The organism is Rouxiella aceris (genome assembly GCF_012933545.1).
Taxonomy (GTDB): domain Bacteria; phylum Pseudomonadota; class Gammaproteobacteria; order Enterobacterales; family Enterobacteriaceae; genus Rouxiella; species Rouxiella aceris.
The window spans coordinates 12,922-30,125 of record NZ_JAADJU010000008.1; the positions used below are offsets into that span (position 1 = coordinate 12,922).

Sequence of the window (17,204 nt, forward strand, 5' to 3'; positions counted from 1 at the left end):
TAAGAGCATTATGTCTGACGTAACCCTGATCAGTGGCAGTACGCTTGGCAGCGCGGAATATGTCGCTGAACACCTGGCAGAGAAGCTGGAAGAAGCGGGTTTTACTACCGCCATGTTCCACGGACCTGAACTCTATGAGCTCCCAACCGAAGGTATCTGGCTGGTGGTCTCGTCAACGCATGGTGCTGGCGAGGTTCCTGACAACATTCAGCCTCTCCTTGAGCAGATAGAAGATCAGCAGCCCGATCTTTCCAAAGTCCGTTTTGGCGCACTGGGTTTAGGCAGCAGTGAATACGATACTTTTTGCGGCGCGATCCGCACTTTGGATCAAAAACTGACGTCTTTGGGTGCCAAAAGGATCGGCGATCGACTGGAGATCGACGTCACGCAACATGAAATTCCGGAGGATCCTGCCGAGATTTGGGTCCTCAACTGGATTAATTTACTCAAATAAGTGTAAATTTTATGCGATCAGTTGTGGATAACTATGCTTAAAAGCAGGGTACAACCGGTAGTTATCCCTCTAACAACCCTAGGCTTCATTTCGTGCTGTGCATAACTAGCCCTTTAGATCCCAGCTTATACTGTCCAGGATCACCGATCATTCACAGCATTTGATCCTCTCTAGCATATTGATCTAAAAAGACAATAAAGACTTATGCACAGAGGATCGAGATCCTAATAAGAGATAGTAGTAAGAGATCTTTAAATAAAAAGATCTTCTTTTAATTAGTGACGATCCCCTGGGACTTGTGGAACCTCCAAACTCGCGTAGAATCCGTCATCCCAACGCAATACATCGATCATTCGTTGAACTTCGAGGTGCAGTACCATGTTTTATCCGGATCAATTTGACGTCATTATCATCGGTGGTGGCCATGCAGGCACCGAAGCCGCCATGGCAGCAGCCAGAATGGGACGTCAAACCCTGTTGTTAACCCATAATATCGACACGCTGGGACAGATGTCGTGCAACCCGGCAATTGGCGGGATCGGGAAAGGACATCTGGTTAAAGAAGTGGACGCCCTCGGGGGTTTGATGGCCACGGCGATCGATCATGCCGGCATCCAGTTTAGGATACTAAACGCAAGCAAGGGACCCGCTGTCAGAGCGACCCGAGCACAGGCCGACCGCGTGCTTTACCGCCAGGCTGTGCGTACCGCATTGGAAAACCAACCCAATCTGATGATCTTTCAACAGGCTGTTGAAGACCTGATCGTCGAAAACGATCGTGTGGCGGGTGCGGTAACCCAGATGGGACTTAAATTCCGCGCCAAAGCGGTGGTATTGACCGTCGGGACTTTCCTCGATGGCAAGATCCATATTGGCCTGGAAAACTACAGCGGTGGCCGTGCCGGCGATCCTCCGGCTATCTCGCTATCACGACGTCTGCGCGAGCTTCCGCTGCGCGTTAACCGTCTTAAAACCGGGACACCGCCGCGTATCGATGCCCGCAGTATCGATTTCAGCGTTCTCGGCCAACAACATGGCGACGAGATTCCCCCGGTGTTCTCGTTTATGGGCAATGCTGCACAGCATCCGCGTCAGATCCCGTGCTACATCACCTATACCAACGAAAAAACCCATGATGTGATCCGCAATAACCTCGATCGCAGCCCAATGTATGCCGGGATCATCGAAGGGATCGGTCCACGTTACTGCCCATCGATCGAAGATAAAGTGATGCGCTTTGCCGATCGCAATGCTCATCAGATCTTCCTGGAACCCGAAGGCCTGACCAGCAACGAAGTCTATCCAAACGGTATCTCCACCAGCCTGCCTTTTGACGTACAGATGAAGATCGTCCGTTCAATGCAGGGCATGGAAAATGCGGTGATCGTGCGTCCTGGCTATGCGATCGAATATGATTTCTTCGATCCGCGCGATCTGAAACCGACGTTGGAAAGCAAATTTATTCCGGGGCTGTTCTTTGCCGGCCAAATCAACGGCACTACCGGCTACGAAGAAGCCGCCGCCCAAGGCCTGCTGGCGGGTATGAATGCCGCTCGTCATGCCACAGAACAAGAAGGCTGGGCGCCACGTCGCGACCAGGCCTACCTCGGTGTATTGGTCGACGACCTGTGCACCCTGGGTACCAAAGAACCGTACCGCATGTTTACCTCGCGCGCCGAATACCGCCTGATGCTGCGTGAAGACAACGCCGATCTGCGTCTGACCGAAAAAGGCCGCGAGTTGGGCCTGGTCGACGATCTGCGCTGGGCGCGTTACAACCAGAAACTGGAGATGATCGAGCAAGAACGCCAGCGTCTGCGCGGTATCTGGGTCAATCCGCATCACGCTCAGGTTGAAGAGATCAATACTCGCCTTTCTGCGCCGCTGTCAAAAGAAGCCAGTGCCGAAGAGTTGTTGCGTCGTCCCGAAATGACTTATCAACTGCTGACCAGCCTGCAGGCATTTGCCCCTGCGGTGACCGATGCTCAGGCTGCTGAACAGGTCGAAATTCAGGTTAAATACGAAGGTTATATTGCTCGTCAGCAGGAAGAGATCGAAAAACAACAGCGCAATGAAAATACGCTGCTGCCGGAAGGTCTGGACTATCGTCAGGTCAATGGCTTATCCAACGAAGTGATCGCCAAACTGAATGACCATCGTCCAACGTCGATCGGGCAAGCCACGCGCATTTCGGGGATCACCCCGGCTGCCATCTCAATTTTACTGGTCTGGCTGAAAAAACAGGGTCTGCTGCGTCGCAGCGCCTGATTTAAGCATATCGGTGGTTGCGAGTTAGCTCGTGGCCACCGCGTAAGACTTTTTCTGCTTTGGATACCGATGGACTCCTGGCTCTGTGCTTTGAACCCTGGTTCACCTTGGGTTCTGCTCATCCAGTTGGCTGATATACCCGGTCTGATCGGTATCAGATTTCGTCAAGGACACTACCATGCAAAAGAAACTGGACTCGCTGCTTGCCAAGGCAGGAATAGCGCTACCCGATCAACAAAAACATCAACTGATTGGCTATGTCGAGTTGCTGCATAAATGGAACAAGGCCTATAACCTGACCTCGGTACGCGATCCTATGCAGATGCTGGTACGTCATATCCTCGATAGCATCGTGGTCAACCCACATTTGAGCGGCAGCCGCTTTATCGATGTCGGTACCGGACCGGGCCTGCCAGGTATTCCGTTGGCCATTGTTCGTCCTGACGCTCATTTTACGCTGCTTGATAGCCTGGGAAAACGCGTACGCTTCCTGCGCCAGGTTCAGCATGAGCTGGGACTGAAAAATGTCGAGGCAGTGCAAAGCCGGGTTGAGGACTTTATCCCAGAACCGGCGTTTGACGGCGTAATAAGTCGGGCATTTGCCTCGTTACAGGATATGCTCAGTTGGTGCCATCATTTGCCGGTAGAAGGGCAGGGACGTTTCTACGCTCTCAAGGGAATACGTCCTGATGAGGAGTTGGCGAGTTTACCGGCAGGTATTCAATTACAAGAGATCGTCAAGTTGCAGGTGCCAGAACTTGAAGGTGAAAGGCATTTAGTGATCCTCAAGGCTTTCTAAGTTTGTTTTACATCAATAAAATGGTCGGAAGTAAATTGTGTTATTAAGGTAAAAATAAGCAAGCTAACTAGTTTGCCGATTAATTGTCTTTTTACCTTTCATTTACAGCCTGGCATCACCGTGTTGACCTTTTGTGTTTACCGTTTGGTGAAATCATCATTTTTGAAATTGAAAAGGATGTGAGTGTCAGATAATCAGGTTGTAATGAAAATGTTGTTATTTGTTGGTTATATGTATAAAAAATGGGAAGTTAATTGAATTTTGCTTTTTGTCTGACTGCCTGGCTTTATAACTTTCTGTTTTTTATGGTTTTTAAAAAGCTTTTTTAGTTAAAGACAATCAAATGCCCGACGGTATATGGGCGCAGAGAAACATTTTTTGTGATCACCTTCACGCTTCTTTGTATCTTGATTGAATAACTCAACAACCATTGTGTGGTTTATTAGCAGGATAGTTTCCTTAGGGAAATAGCGATAAAAAGGTAAATTTAAATAATTGTTCACCTTTTCGCTACTTATCCATTGAATTCGTTTGAGTGGCCCGTATAATTTGCTCGTTTTTTGCTGCTTGACTCCTTTGGGTAAAGGCAGTGTTATACGGCATTCAGCATACCTCCAGTTAGGTACGAGAGAATAAACGTCATGTCTGTGTCTTACTCCTTATACGATAAGAACGGCGGGAAAGTAGCGAGAAAGCTGTTAATACTGCAGCTATTGACGTTTGTCCTACTCAGTGCAGCATTTGGGTTGAAAAGCCTGTTGTGGTCTACCTCCGCGCTTATGGGAGGCATGGCTGCCTGGTTACCGAATGCACTGTTTATGCTGTATGCGTGGCGCCATCAGGCGCAAACAACGGTCTCTGGACGAGTTGCCTGGTCATTTGCCATTGGGGAAGCGCTGAAGGTTTTGGTGACCATAACGCTGTTGGTTATGGCGCTGGGGTTGTTCAAGGCGGCTTTTACTCCGTTGGGTTTGGCCTATTTAACTGTGCTAATCACACAGATAGTAGCGCCGGCCGTGTTGAATCGGTCGTAACCGTAGATAACCGTACTTAACTACTAAAGGGTAAGAGGCATCATGTCTGCATCAGGAGAAATCTCTACTCCACAAGAGTATATCGGTCACCATCTGACACAGCTTCAGGTTGGGACGGGATTCTGGTCGATTAACATCGATTCGATGTTTTTCTCCGTGATCCTCGGGGTACTCTTTTTGGTTGTTTTCCATCGTGTCGCCAAAAATGCCACCAGTGGTGTTCCGGGTAAACTGCAAACAGCGGTAGAGCTGGTTGTAGGTTTTGTCGACAGCAGCGTGCGTGACATGTATCACGGCAAAAGCAAAGTGATTGCTCCTCTCGCGCTGACCGTGTTCGTCTGGGTCTTTATGATGAACCTGATGGATTTGCTGCCGATCGATCTGCTCCCGTACATTGGTGAGCATATTATCGGTCTGCCAGCCCTGCGTGTTGTGCCAACCGCTGACGTAAACATTACGTTGTCGATGGCCCTTGGCGTGTTCATTTTGATTCTTTTCTATAGCATTAAGATGAAAGGCATTGGGGGTTTCGTTAAGGAACTGACAATGCAGCCGTTCAATCATCCGGTTTTTATTCCTGTTAACCTGATTCTTGAAGGCGTCAGCCTGCTGTCCAAACCAGTTTCACTGGGTCTGCGACTGTTTGGCAATATGTATGCGGGTGAGTTGATTTTCATCCTTATTGCTGGCCTGTTGCCGTGGTGGTCACAATGGATTCTGAATGTGCCTTGGGCCATTTTCCATATCCTGATCATTACATTGCAAGCCTTTATCTTCATGGTTCTGACGATCGTCTATCTTTCGATGGCATCTGAAAAACACTGATTTTCTTTCAACACTACTGCGTTTTAACTGAAACAAACTGGAGACTGTCATGGAAAACCTGAGTATGGATCTGCTGTACATGGCTGCCGCTGTGATGATGGGCCTGGCGGCAATCGGTGCTGCGATCGGTATCGGCATCCTGGGTGGTAAATTTTTGGAAGGTGCTGCTCGTCAGCCTGACCTGATTCCTCTGCTGCGTACACAGTTCTTTATCGTTATGGGTCTGGTCGACGCCATCCCGATGATCGCTGTTGGTCTGGGTCTGTACGTGATGTTTGCTGTCGCCTAACTCAGAGAGTTCTCTGGGTTAAACGATAGACATCGACTAATTTCACTTTGAAAGAGGCATTGTGCTGTGAATCTTAACGCAACAATCCTCGGCCAGGCTATCGCGTTTGTCCTGTTTGTCTTGTTCTGTATGAAGTACGTATGGCCGCCAATTATGGCTGCCATCGAAAAACGTCAAAAAGAAATTGCTGACGGTTTGGCTTCTACAGAACGAGCTAAAAAAGAGCTGGATTTAGCGCAAGCTGATGCGACCGACCAACTGACTAAAGCCAAGGCAGAAGCCCAGGTGATCATTGAGCAAGCTAACAAGCGCAAGTCTCAGATCATCGATGAAGCTAAAACTGAAGCTGAGCAGGAACGTAACAAAATCGTGACGCAAGCGAAGGCAGAGATCGACGCAGAACGTCAACGTGCTCGTGAAGAGTTACGTAAACAAGTCGGTATTTTGGCTATTGCTGGCGCCGAGAAAATCATCGAACGTTCCGTGGATGAAGCTGCTAACAGCGACATCGTTGATAAACTGGTCGCTGAACTGTAAGGAGGGAGGGGCTGATGTCTGAATTTGTTACGGTAGCTCGCCCCTACGCCAAAGCAGCTTTTGACTTTGCCGTTGAGCACCAAAGCTTAGATCGCTGGCAGTCCATGTTAGCGTTCTCGGCTGAAGTCACCCGTGATGAACAGATCGAAGAATTGCTCTCTGGTGCAACTGCACCTGAAGCGCTCTCTGCAACGTTTATTGCGATATGTGGTGAACAACTCGACGACGCGGGCCAGAACCTGATTAGGGTAATGGCCGAAAACAAACGTTTACGTGTTCTTCCTGAAGTGTTGCAACAGTTTATTGAACTGCGTGCAGCCTTAGAGGCGACGGTGGAAGTGGAAGTCACTTCTGCTAGCGCGCTGTCTGAAGAACAGCAGGCAAAAATTGCTGCTGCGATGGAAAAACGTTTGTCTCGCAAAGTTAAGCTGAATTGCAAAATTGACAAGTCTGTTCTTGCCGGTGTCGTAATCCGTGCAGGTGATATGGTGATTGATGGCAGCGTTCGCAGTCGTCTTGAACGCCTGGCAGACGTCTTGCAGTCTTAAGGGGACTGGAGCATGCAACTGAATTCCACCGAAATCAGCGAACTGATCAAGCAGCGCATTGCTCAGTTCAATGTGGTGAGCGAAGCTCACAATGAAGGTACTATCGTTTCCGTCAGTGACGGGATCATCCGCGTGCACGGCCTTGCCGATGTCATGCAAGGCGAAATGATTGCGCTGCCGGGTAACCGTTACGCTATCGCCCTGAACCTGGAGCGCGACTCTGTAGGTGCCGTAGTTATGGGCCCTTACGCTGACCTCGCCGAAGGTATGAAAGTAAAATGTACGGGTCGTATCCTGGAAGTTCCAGTTGGCCGCGGCCTGCTGGGTCGTGTGGTTAACACCCTGGGTGCACCTATTGACGGTAAAGGTCCGGTTGATAACGACGGCTTCTCCGCTGTTGAAGCAATCGCACCTGGCGTTATCGATCGTCAATCCGTTGACGAACCTGTTCAGACTGGCTACAAGTCAGTCGATGCCATGATCCCAATTGGTCGTGGTCAGCGTGAACTGGTCATCGGTGACCGTCAAACCGGTAAAACTGCTCTGGCTATTGATGCGATCATCAACCAGCGCGATTCCGGTATCAAATGTATTTATGTCGCTATCGGCCAGAAAGCTTCCACCATTTCCAACGTGGTTCGCAAACTGGAAGAACACGGCGCTCTGGCAAATACCATCGTGGTTGTTGCTACTGCATCTGAATCAGCTGCACTGCAATACCTGGCACCGTACTCTGGTTGCGCGATGGGTGAATACTTCCGTGACCGCGGTGAAGATGCCCTGATCGTATATGATGACCTGTCTAAACAGGCCGTTGCATACCGTCAGATCTCCCTGCTGTTACGTCGTCCGCCAGGCCGTGAAGCTTACCCAGGTGACGTGTTCTATCTCCACTCCCGTTTGCTGGAACGTGCTGCACGCGTTAACGCTGCCTACGTTGAAGCATTTACCAACGGTGAAGTGAAAGGTAAAACCGGCTCTCTGACCGCGCTGCCAATTATCGAAACCCAAGCGGGTGACGTTTCCGCGTTCGTTCCGACCAACGTAATTTCCATTACCGATGGTCAGATCTTCCTGGAATCCAACCTGTTTAACGCCGGTATTCGTCCTGCGGTTAACCCGGGTATCTCCGTATCCCGTGTTGGTGGTGCTGCTCAGACCAAGATCATGAAAAAACTGTCCGGTGGTATCCGTACCGCTCTGGCACAATATCGTGAACTGGCTGCGTTCTCACAGTTTGCATCCGATCTGGATGATGCAACGCGTAAACAGTTGAACCATGGTCAGAAAGTGACCGAGCTGCTGAAACAGAAACAATATGCGCCAATGTCTATCGTTGCGCAGTCTCTGATTCTGTTTGCTGCAGAACGTGGTTTCCTGGAAGACGTTGAATTGTCTAAAGTAGGCAGCTTTGAAGCTGCGCTGTTGGCTTATGCTGACCGCGAGCATGCCGATCTTATGCAACAAATCAACCAAACTGGCGCGTATAACGATGAGATCGAGGGGAAATTCAAAAATATCCTCGAAACCTTCAAGGCAACCCAGTCCTGGTAACACTAAGCGCGCCTGCTGCCCTGCACTAAGCAGATAAGCAGCAGGACGTTTGGTCATGAGGAGAAGCAGAGATGGCCGGCGGAAAAGAGATACGTAGTAAGATCGGCAGCGTGCAAAACACGCAAAAGATCACTAAAGCGATGGAGATGGTCGCCGCCTCCAAAATGCGTAAAACGCAGGATCGCATGGCGGCCAGCCGTCCTTATGCAGATACCATTCGTAAAGTGATAGGTCACCTTGCGTTAGGTAATCTGGAATACAAGCACCCATACCTGGACGAGCGTAAAATCAAGCGCGTTGGGTATTTGATTGTGTCTACCGATCGCGGTCTTTGTGGCGGTTTGAACATTAACCTGTTCAAAAAAGTGCTGACAGAGATGAAAGGTTTGAATGAGCAGGGCGTCGAGGTTGACTTGGCTCTGATCGGTTCAAAAGCGGCCTCTTTCTTCGGTTCCGTGGGTGGCAACGTGGTTGCCCAGGTTACTGGCATGGGGGATAACCCTTCCCTGTCAGAACTGATCGGTCCGGTTAAAGTGATGCTGCAAGCCTTTGACGAAGGTCGTTTAGACAAGCTGTGTATTGTTAGCAATAAATTCGTCAATACCATGGCTCAGGAACCAAGAATCGTTCAGCTGCTGCCTCTTCCGCGTGCGGAAGAAGAAGGCGAACTGGCGAAGAAATCCTGGGATTACCTGTATGAGCCCGATCCTAAAGCGCTGCTGGATACCCTTCTGCGTCGCTATGTAGAGTCTCAGGTTTATCAGGGCGTCGTAGAAAACCTGGCCAGCGAACAGGCCGCGCGAATGGTAGCGATGAAAGCCGCAACCGATAACGGCGGCAGCCTGATCAAAGAGCTGCAGTTGGTATACAACAAAGCTCGTCAGGCCAGCATCACTCAGGAACTCACCGAGATCGTCGGGGGAGCCTCCGCGGTTTAAGCTAGGTTTACGAATTACGTAGAGGATTCAAGATGGCTACTGGAAAGATTATCCAGGTAATCGGCGCCGTGGTGGACGTCGAGTTCCCTCAGGATGCAGTACCGAACGTGTACAATGCTCTTGAGGTAGAAAACGGTGCCTCCAAGCTGGTGCTCGAAGTTCAGCAACAATTGGGCGGCGGCGTTGTTCGTTGTATCGCAATGGGTACCTCAGACGGCCTGCGTCGCGGTCTGAAAGTAAACAACCTGCAACACCCAATCGAAGTTCCGGTTGGTAAAGCGACTCTGGGTCGTATCATGAACGTATTGGGTGAACCAATCGACATGAAAGGTGAAATCGGCGAAGAAGAACGTCGTGCTATTCACCGTCCGGCTCCTTCTTACGAAGAGCTGGCAAACTCCCAGGAATTGCTGGAAACTGGTATCAAGGTTATGGACCTGATGTGCCCGTTCGCCAAGGGCGGTAAAGTCGGTCTGTTCGGTGGTGCTGGTGTAGGTAAAACTGTAAACATGATGGAGCTGATCCGTAATATCGCGATCGAACACTCCGGTTATTCTGTGTTTGCGGGCGTGGGTGAACGTACTCGTGAGGGTAACGACTTCTACCACGAAATGACCGACTCCAACGTTATCGACAAAGTTTCCCTGGTATATGGTCAGATGAACGAGCCACCAGGTAACCGTCTGCGCGTTGCACTGACTGGCCTGACCATGGCGGAGAAATTCCGTGATGAAGGTCGTGACGTACTGCTGTTTATCGATAATATTTATCGTTATACCCTGGCCGGTACTGAAGTGTCAGCACTTCTGGGCCGTATGCCATCAGCGGTAGGTTATCAGCCAACACTGGCGGAAGAGATGGGCGTTTTACAAGAACGTATCACCTCAACCAAAAGCGGTTCAATCACTTCTGTGCAGGCTGTATATGTACCTGCGGATGACTTGACTGACCCATCACCAGCCACCACCTTCGCCCACTTGGATGCGACCGTGGTATTGAGCCGTCAGATCGCCTCTCTGGGTATCTACCCAGCGGTAGATCCGCTTGACTCTACCAGCCGTCAGCTTGACCCGCTGGTTGTAGGTCAAGAGCACTATGACGTGGCTCGTGGTGTGCAGTCTATTCTGCAGCGTTATCAGGAACTGAAAGACATTATCGCGATTCTGGGTATGGACGAGCTGTCAGAAGATGACAAGCTGGTAGTATCCCGTGCGCGTAAAATCCAGCGCTTCCTGTCCCAGCCATTCTTCGTTGCCGAAGTCTTTACCGGTTCTCCGGGCAAGTTCGTATCGCTGAAAGATACCATTCGTGGTTTCAAAGGCATTATGGACGGTGACTACGACCACCTGCCAGAACAAGCGTTCTACATGGTTGGCACCATCGAAGAAGCCGTGGAAAAAGCCAAAAAACTGTAATGTTCTCCCTTCGGGGTCAGGATCGTTGCAGTATTAAGAGAGGAAGGTGACATGGCTGATAAAGCTTACCATCTGGATGTTGTCAGTGCGGAAAAGAGAATGTTCTCCGGCCTGGTGCAAAAAATCCAGGTGACGGGTAGCGAAGGTGAACTGGGTATTTACCCGGGCCATGCTCCGCTGCTCACCGCCATCAAGCCTGGCATGGTGCGCATTGTTAAAGAACACGGTGAAGAAGAGTTTATCTATCTCTCCGGTGGCATCCTTGAGGTGCAACCGAATGCGACTACCGTGTTGGCTGACACTGCAATCCGTGGGGAAGACCTCGACGAAGCGCGCGCGCTTGAAGCTAAGCGTAAAGCGGAAGATCACATCAGTGGTTCTCACGGCGACGTCGACTATGCTCAGGCGTCAGCTGAACTGGCTAAAGCGATCGCGCAACTTCGCGTTATCGAGTTGACCAGGAAGGCAATGTAACCGAGCGGGCAATCACCGGCACGGTTATACCAGCACTGCCAGTTAGAAAAGCGACCTGCGGGTCGCTTTTTTTTTACCTTTAAAAAAGCCGGTTTTTCGGTCTTTTCAGCATTCTATTACGTGCGTTTCAGTGGAATACTGTCGGCTTTTGCAGACAGTTTTAGCCCATTTTTTTTCATGTCGCTTATAGAGTGTGCAACCCTTGCACCATGCGGCCTGCGGGTAGTTTTTGCTGAAAAATATGTAGTAATCCGACCGCCTAACGGGTTACTTTTGTCAATCAAACTGGATTTGTCAGGTTGCTTATGTCTAACAGCGCATTAAGTGTCGTGATCCTTGCTGCTGGCAAGGGTACGCGTATGTACTCCAATCTTCCCAAGGTGCTGCATCCTCTTGCAGGAAAATCCATGGTTCAGCATGTGATCGATGCGGCAACGCGCCTGGGTGCCAATCAGGTGCACCTGGTGTATGGCCACGGCGCAGACTTGCTGAAGCAGAATCTGGCTGGCAGCGAACTGAATTGGGTATTACAAGCTGAGCAGTTGGGTACCGGACATGCCATGCAGCAGGCGGCACCTTATTTTGCCGATGATGAAGACGTGTTAATGCTCTACGGCGATGTGCCGTTGATTGCCGTCGAGACGCTGCAAAGACTCCTCGACGCCAAACCACAGGGCGGCATTGGCCTGTTGACCGTAAAACTCGAAGATCCCACCGGCTATGGCCGTATCCTGCGTGAAAATGGCGAGGTCGTCGGCATTATCGAGCAGAAAGATGCTTCCGCTGAGCAACTGAAGATCAATGAAATCAATACCGGCATTCTGGTGGCCAACGGTGCCTGTTTAAAACGCTGGTTAGGCCAGCTGCGCAACAATAATGCCCAGGGCGAATATTACATCACCGATATTATTGCCATGGCCCATGCCGAAGGTCAGCAGGTGGCAACGGTACATCCAGCCCGTCTTAGCGAGGTTGAAGGCGTCAACAACCGCCTGCAACTGTCGCGTCTTGAACGCGTTTATCAGAGTGAGCAGGCCGAACGTCTGCTGCTGGCCGGTGTGATGCTAATGGATGCCGCCCGCTTTGATCTCCGCGGTGAGCTTTCTCACGGTATTGATGTCACTATCGACGTCAATGTGGTGATCGAAGGCAAAGTGACGCTGGGCGACCGGGTTAAAATCGGTGCCGGTTGTGTGCTGAAAAACTGCACCATTGGTGACGATTGCGAAATCAGCCCCTATAGTGTGTTTGACGGTGCCACTTTGCAGGCCGACTGCACCGTGGGACCTTTTGCGCGTTTGCGTCCTGGCGCCGAGCTGGCACAAGGTGCCCATGTCGGCAACTTTGTCGAAATGAAAAAAGCACGTCTCGGCGTCGGTTCCAAAGCCGGCCATCTCAGCTATCTTGGTGATGCGCAGATTGGCAATAACGTCAATATTGGCGCTGGCACCATCACCTGCAACTATGACGGTGTCAATAAATCACAAACCGTTATTGGCGATAACGTGTTTGTCGGTTCCGATACGCAATTGGTGGCACCGGTTTGCGTAGGCGATAATGTCACTATTGCCGCAGGCACCACCGTGACCCGTGATGTCGCCGCCGGTGGGCTGCTGATTAGCCGCGTGGCACAGGTGCATAAGCAGCAGTGGCAGCGTCCGCTCAAGAAGACGTCCTAAGTCATCATCTGCCAGGTGCGGGCGTTCTGCACCTGGCGGGTTTTATCTATTGTGTTTTGCATTGCGTTTCGTCTGTTTCGCAGCCTGACAGCAATGCAAAACATAATAATCCCCTTCTCTACAAGGCTCGGGGAACCCGCGCGGCTTGCTGGCAAGACCGAAGCGGCTATCAATCAGGTTGAAGGCATCAAAAAAGATCTGCAAACAGATCTTCTATAGGAATAAAACTGATGTGTGGAATTGTTGGCGCAGTAGCGCAACGCGATATTGCTGAAATTCTGTTAGAAGGGTTACGCCGTCTGGAATACCGCGGTTATGACTCTGCCGGTTTGGCCGTAGTGGATAACGAAGGTCATATGGGCCGTTTGCGTCGTCTGGGCAAAGTACAGATGCTGGCCGAAGCGCTGGATGCCCATCCGCTGCACGGTGGCACCGGTATTGCGCACACCCGCTGGGCAACGCATGGCGAACCTTCCGAGATCAATGCTCACCCGCATATCTCTGATTATATCGCTGTGGTGCATAACGGCATTATTGAAAACCACGAACCCCTGCGTGAGCTGTTGATTGCGCGCGGTTACCGTTTTGACTCGCAGACCGATACCGAAGTGGTCGCCCATCTGGTGCACTGGGAGTTATTACAGGGCGGTACACTGCTGGAAGCGGTGTTACGTGTTATCCCTCAGCTGCGTGGCGCCTATGGCACTGTGGTGATGGATAAACGCGACCCTTCCGTGCTGGTGGCTGCGCGTTCTGGTAGTCCGCTGGTCATTGGCCGCGGCGTTGGCGAAAACTTTATTGCCTCCGATCAGCTGGCACTGTTGCCGGTCACCCGTCGTTTTATGTTCCTCGAAGAAGGCGATGTTGCCGAGATCAAACGTCGTTCTGTGCAGGTGTTTGATAAACAGGGTAAACCTGTAGAACGCGCTGAAATCGAATCTAAAGTGCAGTATGACGCCGGTGATAAAGGCGCTTACCGCCATTACATGCAAAAAGAGATTTACGAACAGCCGCTTGCGATTAAAAACACCCTGGAAGGCCGTTTCAGCCAAGGGAAAATCAATCTCAGTGAGCTGGGTGAACAGGCAGATGACATGCTGGCTAAAGTGCAGCACGTGCAGATTATTGCCTGTGGCACCTCCTATCACTCGGGTATGGTTGCGCGCTACTGGTTTGAAGCGCTGGCTGGCGTACCTTGCGATGTGGAAATTGCCTCTGAGTTTCGCTATCGCAAATCAGCGGTGCGTCCTGGCAGCCTGATTATTACCCTGTCTCAGTCGGGTGAAACCGCCGATACCCTGGCGGCGCTGCGCCTGTCAAAAGAGCTGGGCTATCTGGGTTCGCTGGCGGTTTGTAACGTGGCCGGTTCTTCACTGGTGCGCGAATCCGATCTGGCGTTAATGACCCGAGCTGGCACTGAGATTGGTGTTGCTTCAACCAAGGCATTTACCACCCAGTTGACCGTCCTGCTGATGCTGGTGGCGCGTGTTGGCCGTCTGAAGGGCATGAGTGAACAGCTTGAACACGACATTGTTCACGGGCTGCAGGCACTGCCTGCGCGCATTGAACAGATGCTGTCGCTGGATAAAACCATTGAAGCGCTGGCCGAAGGTTTCTCTGACAAACATCATGCACTGTTCCTCGGACGTGGCGATCAATATCCGATAGCCATGGAAGGGGCGCTGAAGCTGAAAGAGATCTCCTATATTCATGCCGAAGCCTACGCCGCCGGTGAGTTAAAACACGGTCCTCTGGCGCTGATTGATGCGGATATGCCGGTTATCGTCGTTGCACCAAACAACGAACTGCTGGAAAAACTGAAATCCAACATTGAAGAAGTGCGCGCGCGCGGTGGCGAGCTGTATGTCTTTGCCGATCAGGATGCCGGTTTTACCGACAGCGATGGCATGAAAATCATTCAGCTGCCCCATGTAGAAGATATTGTGGCGCCGATTTTCTACACCGTGCCGTTACAGCTTTTGGCGTACCACGTTGCCTTGATTAAAGGCACCGATGTCGATCAGCCACGTAATTTGGCGAAATCGGTAACGGTAGAATAAAAAATGTTGTCGCCCAAGGTAATTGTGGGCGGTCAATAACGTGGTAAATAGCAAAAATCCGGTGGTGCTGTTACAAAGCACTCCGGATTTTTTTATGGTTAAATTAATAAAACAACTGCTACTGAATAAATATTAGCTATACAAATCAATATATTAACTTTAAAGTCCAGGTTTTTATATTTTATCTATATGGGTTTTATTGAAGAGCTTTAGGCAACTTAGAATTATAAATTTTTTTAATGACTCTTTTGTTGAAAATACTAGGGCGTTTTAAAAACTTATTCAGCGGCAATTTGTATATGTCGTATTTCCAATCTGGTTTGCAGTACAACTAATACTTTTTTGAATTGGCATTTGAGGTAACGCAGGAGACACCGTTTTCTGGTTCTGGGATGTATTTTTAAGTTGCTCATAGAGCAAGGTTTTTTGTTGATATTTGATTTGAGCATCCGTTTGCACTTTACTCGTACTCAGCAAAACTCGGCAGTTTACATAGGCATCTGAGCCAGGTATTGCCCCATAAGATCTGCATTGCTGGTCATCTGTCGTTGCTTGTCCCTGCTGGCTAATAGCAAGTCTTTTAAGGCTTTCTTGTCTTATTTCATAGCCTCTTGTTCCAGGCAAGCAATCATCCCAAGCGACCAATCCGGTAGCGCAGTCTAACGGATGATTTGCACATCCAGATAGCATCAGAAAAGCTGTCATGCCAACCCAAATTTTCATTCTGATATCTCATATTGTTTTGGTGGTTTTTTCTTGGTTTTATTTAATTTACGTTAGAGGTGTTTTTTCACCAAAATATTTTCAATATATTGAACGGACTCATGTTTGTATTCCAGCGATCTCTCTAGCTTGTGGCCTGGATAATCGTATCTTTTTGATAGCGATCATAAGTGCCTCTCTCCTTCCTCTAAGGAGAAAAACCGACCTATTAAGTACGCCATTTGTCGGCAAGATCACCCTTTTATGGCTTCTTTGGGTGCACCGTAACTAAATCTGTCATAAAGCCTTTATAGTCTCTAACCGGCATGGGATGGGCGATTGGGCAAATCCGCCGTCAGCTTTCTGTTTACATTATGCCCTTTGTCATAAAACTGTAATATAAACTACATTTTACTGTCACCAAACTGTCCTATTTTCCTCCTGTGCCAAACACTTTACTAAGCTTCGACTAGAGTCGACTCAAATAAAAAACCCACCAGGAGTGGAACATGAAACTGATGCGTACCACCGTCGCCGGTATTGTGGCAGCGACCTTCTCTTTAACAGCAATGTCTGCCTTCTCAGCAACCAATCTGACCGGCGCAGGCGGCACTTTCCCAGCCCCAGTTTATGCTAAATGGGCTGATGCTTATCAAAAAGCCACCGGCGTTCAGGTTAACTACCAGGGCATCGGTTCTTCAGGCGGCGTGAAACAAATCATCGCTAAAACCATCGACTTTGGTGCCTCTGACGCACCAATGAGCGATGCTGACCTGGAAAAAAATGGTCTGTTCCAGTTTCCTACCGTAATCGGTGGTGTTGTGCTGGCAGTAAATATCCCTGGTATTAAATCAGGTGAACTGACACTGGACGGCAAAGCTCTGGGTGATATCTACCTGGGTAAAATCAAAAAGTGGAATGATGCAGAAATCACCAAACTGAACCCAGGCTTGAAACTGCCAGACACCAATATTGCTGTCGTGCGCCGTGCCGATGGTTCAGGTACCTCTTTCGTTTTCACCAGCTACCTGTCTAAAGCCAACGCCGACTGGAAAAAAGATATCGGTATCGGTACTACCGTTAACTGGCCAACCGGTCTGGGCGGCAAGGGTAACGATGGTGTTGCAGCCTTTGTTCAGCGTCTGCCAGGCTCAATTGGTTATGTTGAATACGCTTACGCCAAACAGAACAACCTGACTTATACCAAACTGGTTGATGCCAGCGGCAAGGCTATCGCTCCTTCTGAAGCTGCGTTCAGCGCTGCTGCCAAAGGCGCTGACTGGAGCAAAAGCTTCGCTCAAGACCTGACGTACCAGCAGGGCGACAACGCATGGCCAATCTCTTCCACCACCTTTATCCTGATCTACAAACAGCAGCAAGATGCCGCCAAAGGCGCAGAAGTGCTGAAGTTCTTTGATTGGGCATATAAAAATGGTGACAAGCTGACCACCGGTCTGGATTACGCCTCTCTGCCACAGTCTGTGGTTGAGCAAATCCATGCAGCCTGGAAAACCAACGTTAAAGACAGCAGCGGCAAAGCACTTTACTAGTCGCAGGCCCCCGGTCTGAGATAAAGTACGAGTCTTCTGTCTCATTCTCTCCCGATAACGTATTGTCGGGGGAGAATT

General features: G+C 50.0%; 16 protein-coding genes. 15 read left to right on the plus strand and 1 reads right to left on the minus strand.

The window, feature by feature from the left end:
- Positions 1 to 10 precede the first annotated feature (10 nt).
- The 14 genes from mioC (at position 11) to glmS (ending at position 14,874) form a co-directional block, all read left to right on the plus strand.
- A complete protein-coding gene (gene mioC / locus GW590_RS15215) occupies positions 11 to 454 on the plus strand; it encodes an FMN-binding protein MioC (RefSeq protein WP_169403917.1) in 444 nt (147 codons plus the stop codon).
- 378 nt (positions 455 to 832) lie between these two features.
- Positions 833 to 2,722: a tRNA uridine-5-carboxymethylaminomethyl(34) synthesis enzyme MnmG gene (gene mnmG / locus GW590_RS15220; RefSeq protein ID WP_169403918.1), complete on the plus strand. Its 1,890-nt coding sequence runs from the start codon at positions 833 to 835 to the stop codon at positions 2,720 to 2,722.
- Positions 2,723 to 2,900: 178 nt separating this feature from the next.
- Entirely contained in the window at positions 2,901 to 3,521 is a 621-nt protein-coding gene (gene rsmG, locus GW590_RS15225; RefSeq protein ID WP_169403919.1) for a 16S rRNA (guanine(527)-N(7))-methyltransferase RsmG, read from the plus strand.
- A 641-nt stretch (positions 3,522 to 4,162) separates the two neighbouring features.
- Positions 4,163 to 4,555 (plus strand): F0F1 ATP synthase subunit I, encoded by a 393-nt coding sequence (gene atpI, locus GW590_RS15230; protein ID WP_211186794.1) that lies wholly within the window; start codon positions 4,163 to 4,165, stop codon positions 4,553 to 4,555.
- Positions 4,556 to 4,597: 42 nt separating this feature from the next.
- Positions 4,598 to 5,380 carry a F0F1 ATP synthase subunit A gene (gene atpB / locus GW590_RS15235; RefSeq protein ID WP_169403920.1) on the plus strand — a complete coding sequence of 261 codons (783 nt, stop codon included), beginning with the start codon at positions 4,598 to 4,600 and terminating at the stop codon, positions 5,378 to 5,380.
- 49 nt (positions 5,381 to 5,429) lie between these two features.
- On the plus strand, positions 5,430 to 5,669 hold the full coding sequence (atpE, locus tag GW590_RS15240; RefSeq protein WP_004093904.1) for a F0F1 ATP synthase subunit C: 240 nt from the start codon (positions 5,430 to 5,432) through the stop codon (positions 5,667 to 5,669).
- Between the two features lie 66 nt (positions 5,670 to 5,735).
- A complete protein-coding gene (atpF, locus tag GW590_RS15245) occupies positions 5,736 to 6,206 on the plus strand; it encodes a F0F1 ATP synthase subunit B (RefSeq protein WP_169403921.1) in 471 nt (156 codons plus the stop codon).
- Between the two features lie 14 nt (positions 6,207 to 6,220).
- Positions 6,221 to 6,754, plus strand: a complete 534-nt coding sequence (gene atpH / locus GW590_RS15250; protein WP_169403922.1) for a F0F1 ATP synthase subunit delta — start codon at positions 6,221 to 6,223, stop codon at positions 6,752 to 6,754.
- Positions 6,755 to 6,766: 12 nt separating this feature from the next.
- A complete protein-coding gene (gene atpA / locus GW590_RS15255; RefSeq protein ID WP_169403923.1) occupies positions 6,767 to 8,308 on the plus strand; it encodes a F0F1 ATP synthase subunit alpha in 1,542 nt (513 codons plus the stop codon).
- Positions 8,309 to 8,379: 71 nt separating this feature from the next.
- Positions 8,380 to 9,246, plus strand: a complete 867-nt coding sequence (gene atpG / locus GW590_RS15260; RefSeq protein ID WP_169403924.1) for a F0F1 ATP synthase subunit gamma — start codon at positions 8,380 to 8,382, stop codon at positions 9,244 to 9,246.
- A 32-nt stretch (positions 9,247 to 9,278) separates the two neighbouring features.
- A complete protein-coding gene (gene atpD / locus GW590_RS15265) occupies positions 9,279 to 10,661 on the plus strand; it encodes a F0F1 ATP synthase subunit beta (protein ID WP_169403925.1) in 1,383 nt (460 codons plus the stop codon).
- 51 nt (positions 10,662 to 10,712) lie between these two features.
- Positions 10,713 to 11,135, plus strand: a complete 423-nt coding sequence (locus GW590_RS15270; RefSeq protein WP_169403926.1) for a F0F1 ATP synthase subunit epsilon — start codon at positions 10,713 to 10,715, stop codon at positions 11,133 to 11,135.
- A gap of 305 nt (positions 11,136 to 11,440) precedes the next feature.
- Complete coding sequence (glmU, locus tag GW590_RS15275) at positions 11,441 to 12,814, plus strand: bifunctional UDP-N-acetylglucosamine diphosphorylase/glucosamine-1-phosphate N-acetyltransferase GlmU (RefSeq protein WP_169403927.1); 1,374 nt, start codon at positions 11,441 to 11,443, stop codon at positions 12,812 to 12,814.
- A gap of 230 nt (positions 12,815 to 13,044) precedes the next feature.
- A complete protein-coding gene (gene glmS / locus GW590_RS15280) occupies positions 13,045 to 14,874 on the plus strand; it encodes a glutamine--fructose-6-phosphate transaminase (isomerizing) (protein ID WP_169403928.1) in 1,830 nt (609 codons plus the stop codon).
- Positions 14,875 to 15,156: 282 nt separating this feature from the next.
- On the opposite strand, the gene GW590_RS24210 is transcribed toward glmS, so the two are convergent.
- Positions 15,157 to 15,597: a hypothetical protein gene (locus GW590_RS24210; protein WP_211186795.1), complete on the minus strand. Its 441-nt coding sequence runs from the start codon at positions 15,595 to 15,597 to the stop codon at positions 15,157 to 15,159.
- Between the two features lie 488 nt (positions 15,598 to 16,085).
- Between GW590_RS24210 and pstS the strand changes: the two genes are divergently transcribed.
- Positions 16,086 to 17,126 (plus strand): phosphate ABC transporter substrate-binding protein PstS, encoded by a 1,041-nt coding sequence (pstS, locus tag GW590_RS15290; protein ID WP_169403929.1) that lies wholly within the window; start codon positions 16,086 to 16,088, stop codon positions 17,124 to 17,126.
- The last annotated feature ends 78 nt before the right edge of the window (positions 17,127 to 17,204 follow it).

Excerpts from the sequence above, each read along its gene's own strand:
- mioC (WP_169403917.1), top strand. The coding sequence starts at position 11 with ATGTCTGACGTAACCCTGATCAGTGGCAGTACGCTTGGCAGCGCGGAA.
- mnmG (WP_169403918.1), top strand. The coding sequence starts at position 833 with ATGTTTTATCCGGATCAATTTGACGTCATTATCATCGGTGGTGGCCAT.
- rsmG (WP_169403919.1), top strand. The coding sequence starts at position 2,901 with ATGCAAAAGAAACTGGACTCGCTGCTTGCCAAGGCAGGAATAGCGCTA.
- atpI (WP_211186794.1), top strand. The coding sequence starts at position 4,163 with ATGTCTGTGTCTTACTCCTTATACGATAAGAACGGCGGGAAAGTAGCG.
- atpB (WP_169403920.1), top strand. The coding sequence starts at position 4,598 with ATGTCTGCATCAGGAGAAATCTCTACTCCACAAGAGTATATCGGTCAC.
- atpE (WP_004093904.1), top strand. The coding sequence starts at position 5,430 with ATGGAAAACCTGAGTATGGATCTGCTGTACATGGCTGCCGCTGTGATG.
- atpH (WP_169403922.1), top strand. The coding sequence starts at position 6,221 with ATGTCTGAATTTGTTACGGTAGCTCGCCCCTACGCCAAAGCAGCTTTT.
- atpA (WP_169403923.1), top strand. The coding sequence starts at position 6,767 with ATGCAACTGAATTCCACCGAAATCAGCGAACTGATCAAGCAGCGCATT.
- atpG (WP_169403924.1), top strand. The coding sequence starts at position 8,380 with ATGGCCGGCGGAAAAGAGATACGTAGTAAGATCGGCAGCGTGCAAAAC.
- atpD (WP_169403925.1), top strand. The coding sequence starts at position 9,279 with ATGGCTACTGGAAAGATTATCCAGGTAATCGGCGCCGTGGTGGACGTC.
- GW590_RS15270 (WP_169403926.1), top strand. The coding sequence starts at position 10,713 with ATGGCTGATAAAGCTTACCATCTGGATGTTGTCAGTGCGGAAAAGAGA.
- glmU (WP_169403927.1), top strand. The coding sequence starts at position 11,441 with ATGTCTAACAGCGCATTAAGTGTCGTGATCCTTGCTGCTGGCAAGGGT.
- glmS (WP_169403928.1), top strand. The coding sequence starts at position 13,045 with ATGTGTGGAATTGTTGGCGCAGTAGCGCAACGCGATATTGCTGAAATT.
- GW590_RS24210 (WP_211186795.1), bottom strand. The coding sequence starts at position 15,597 with ATGAAAATTTGGGTTGGCATGACAGCTTTTCTGATGCTATCTGGATGT.
- pstS (WP_169403929.1), top strand. The coding sequence starts at position 16,086 with ATGAAACTGATGCGTACCACCGTCGCCGGTATTGTGGCAGCGACCTTC.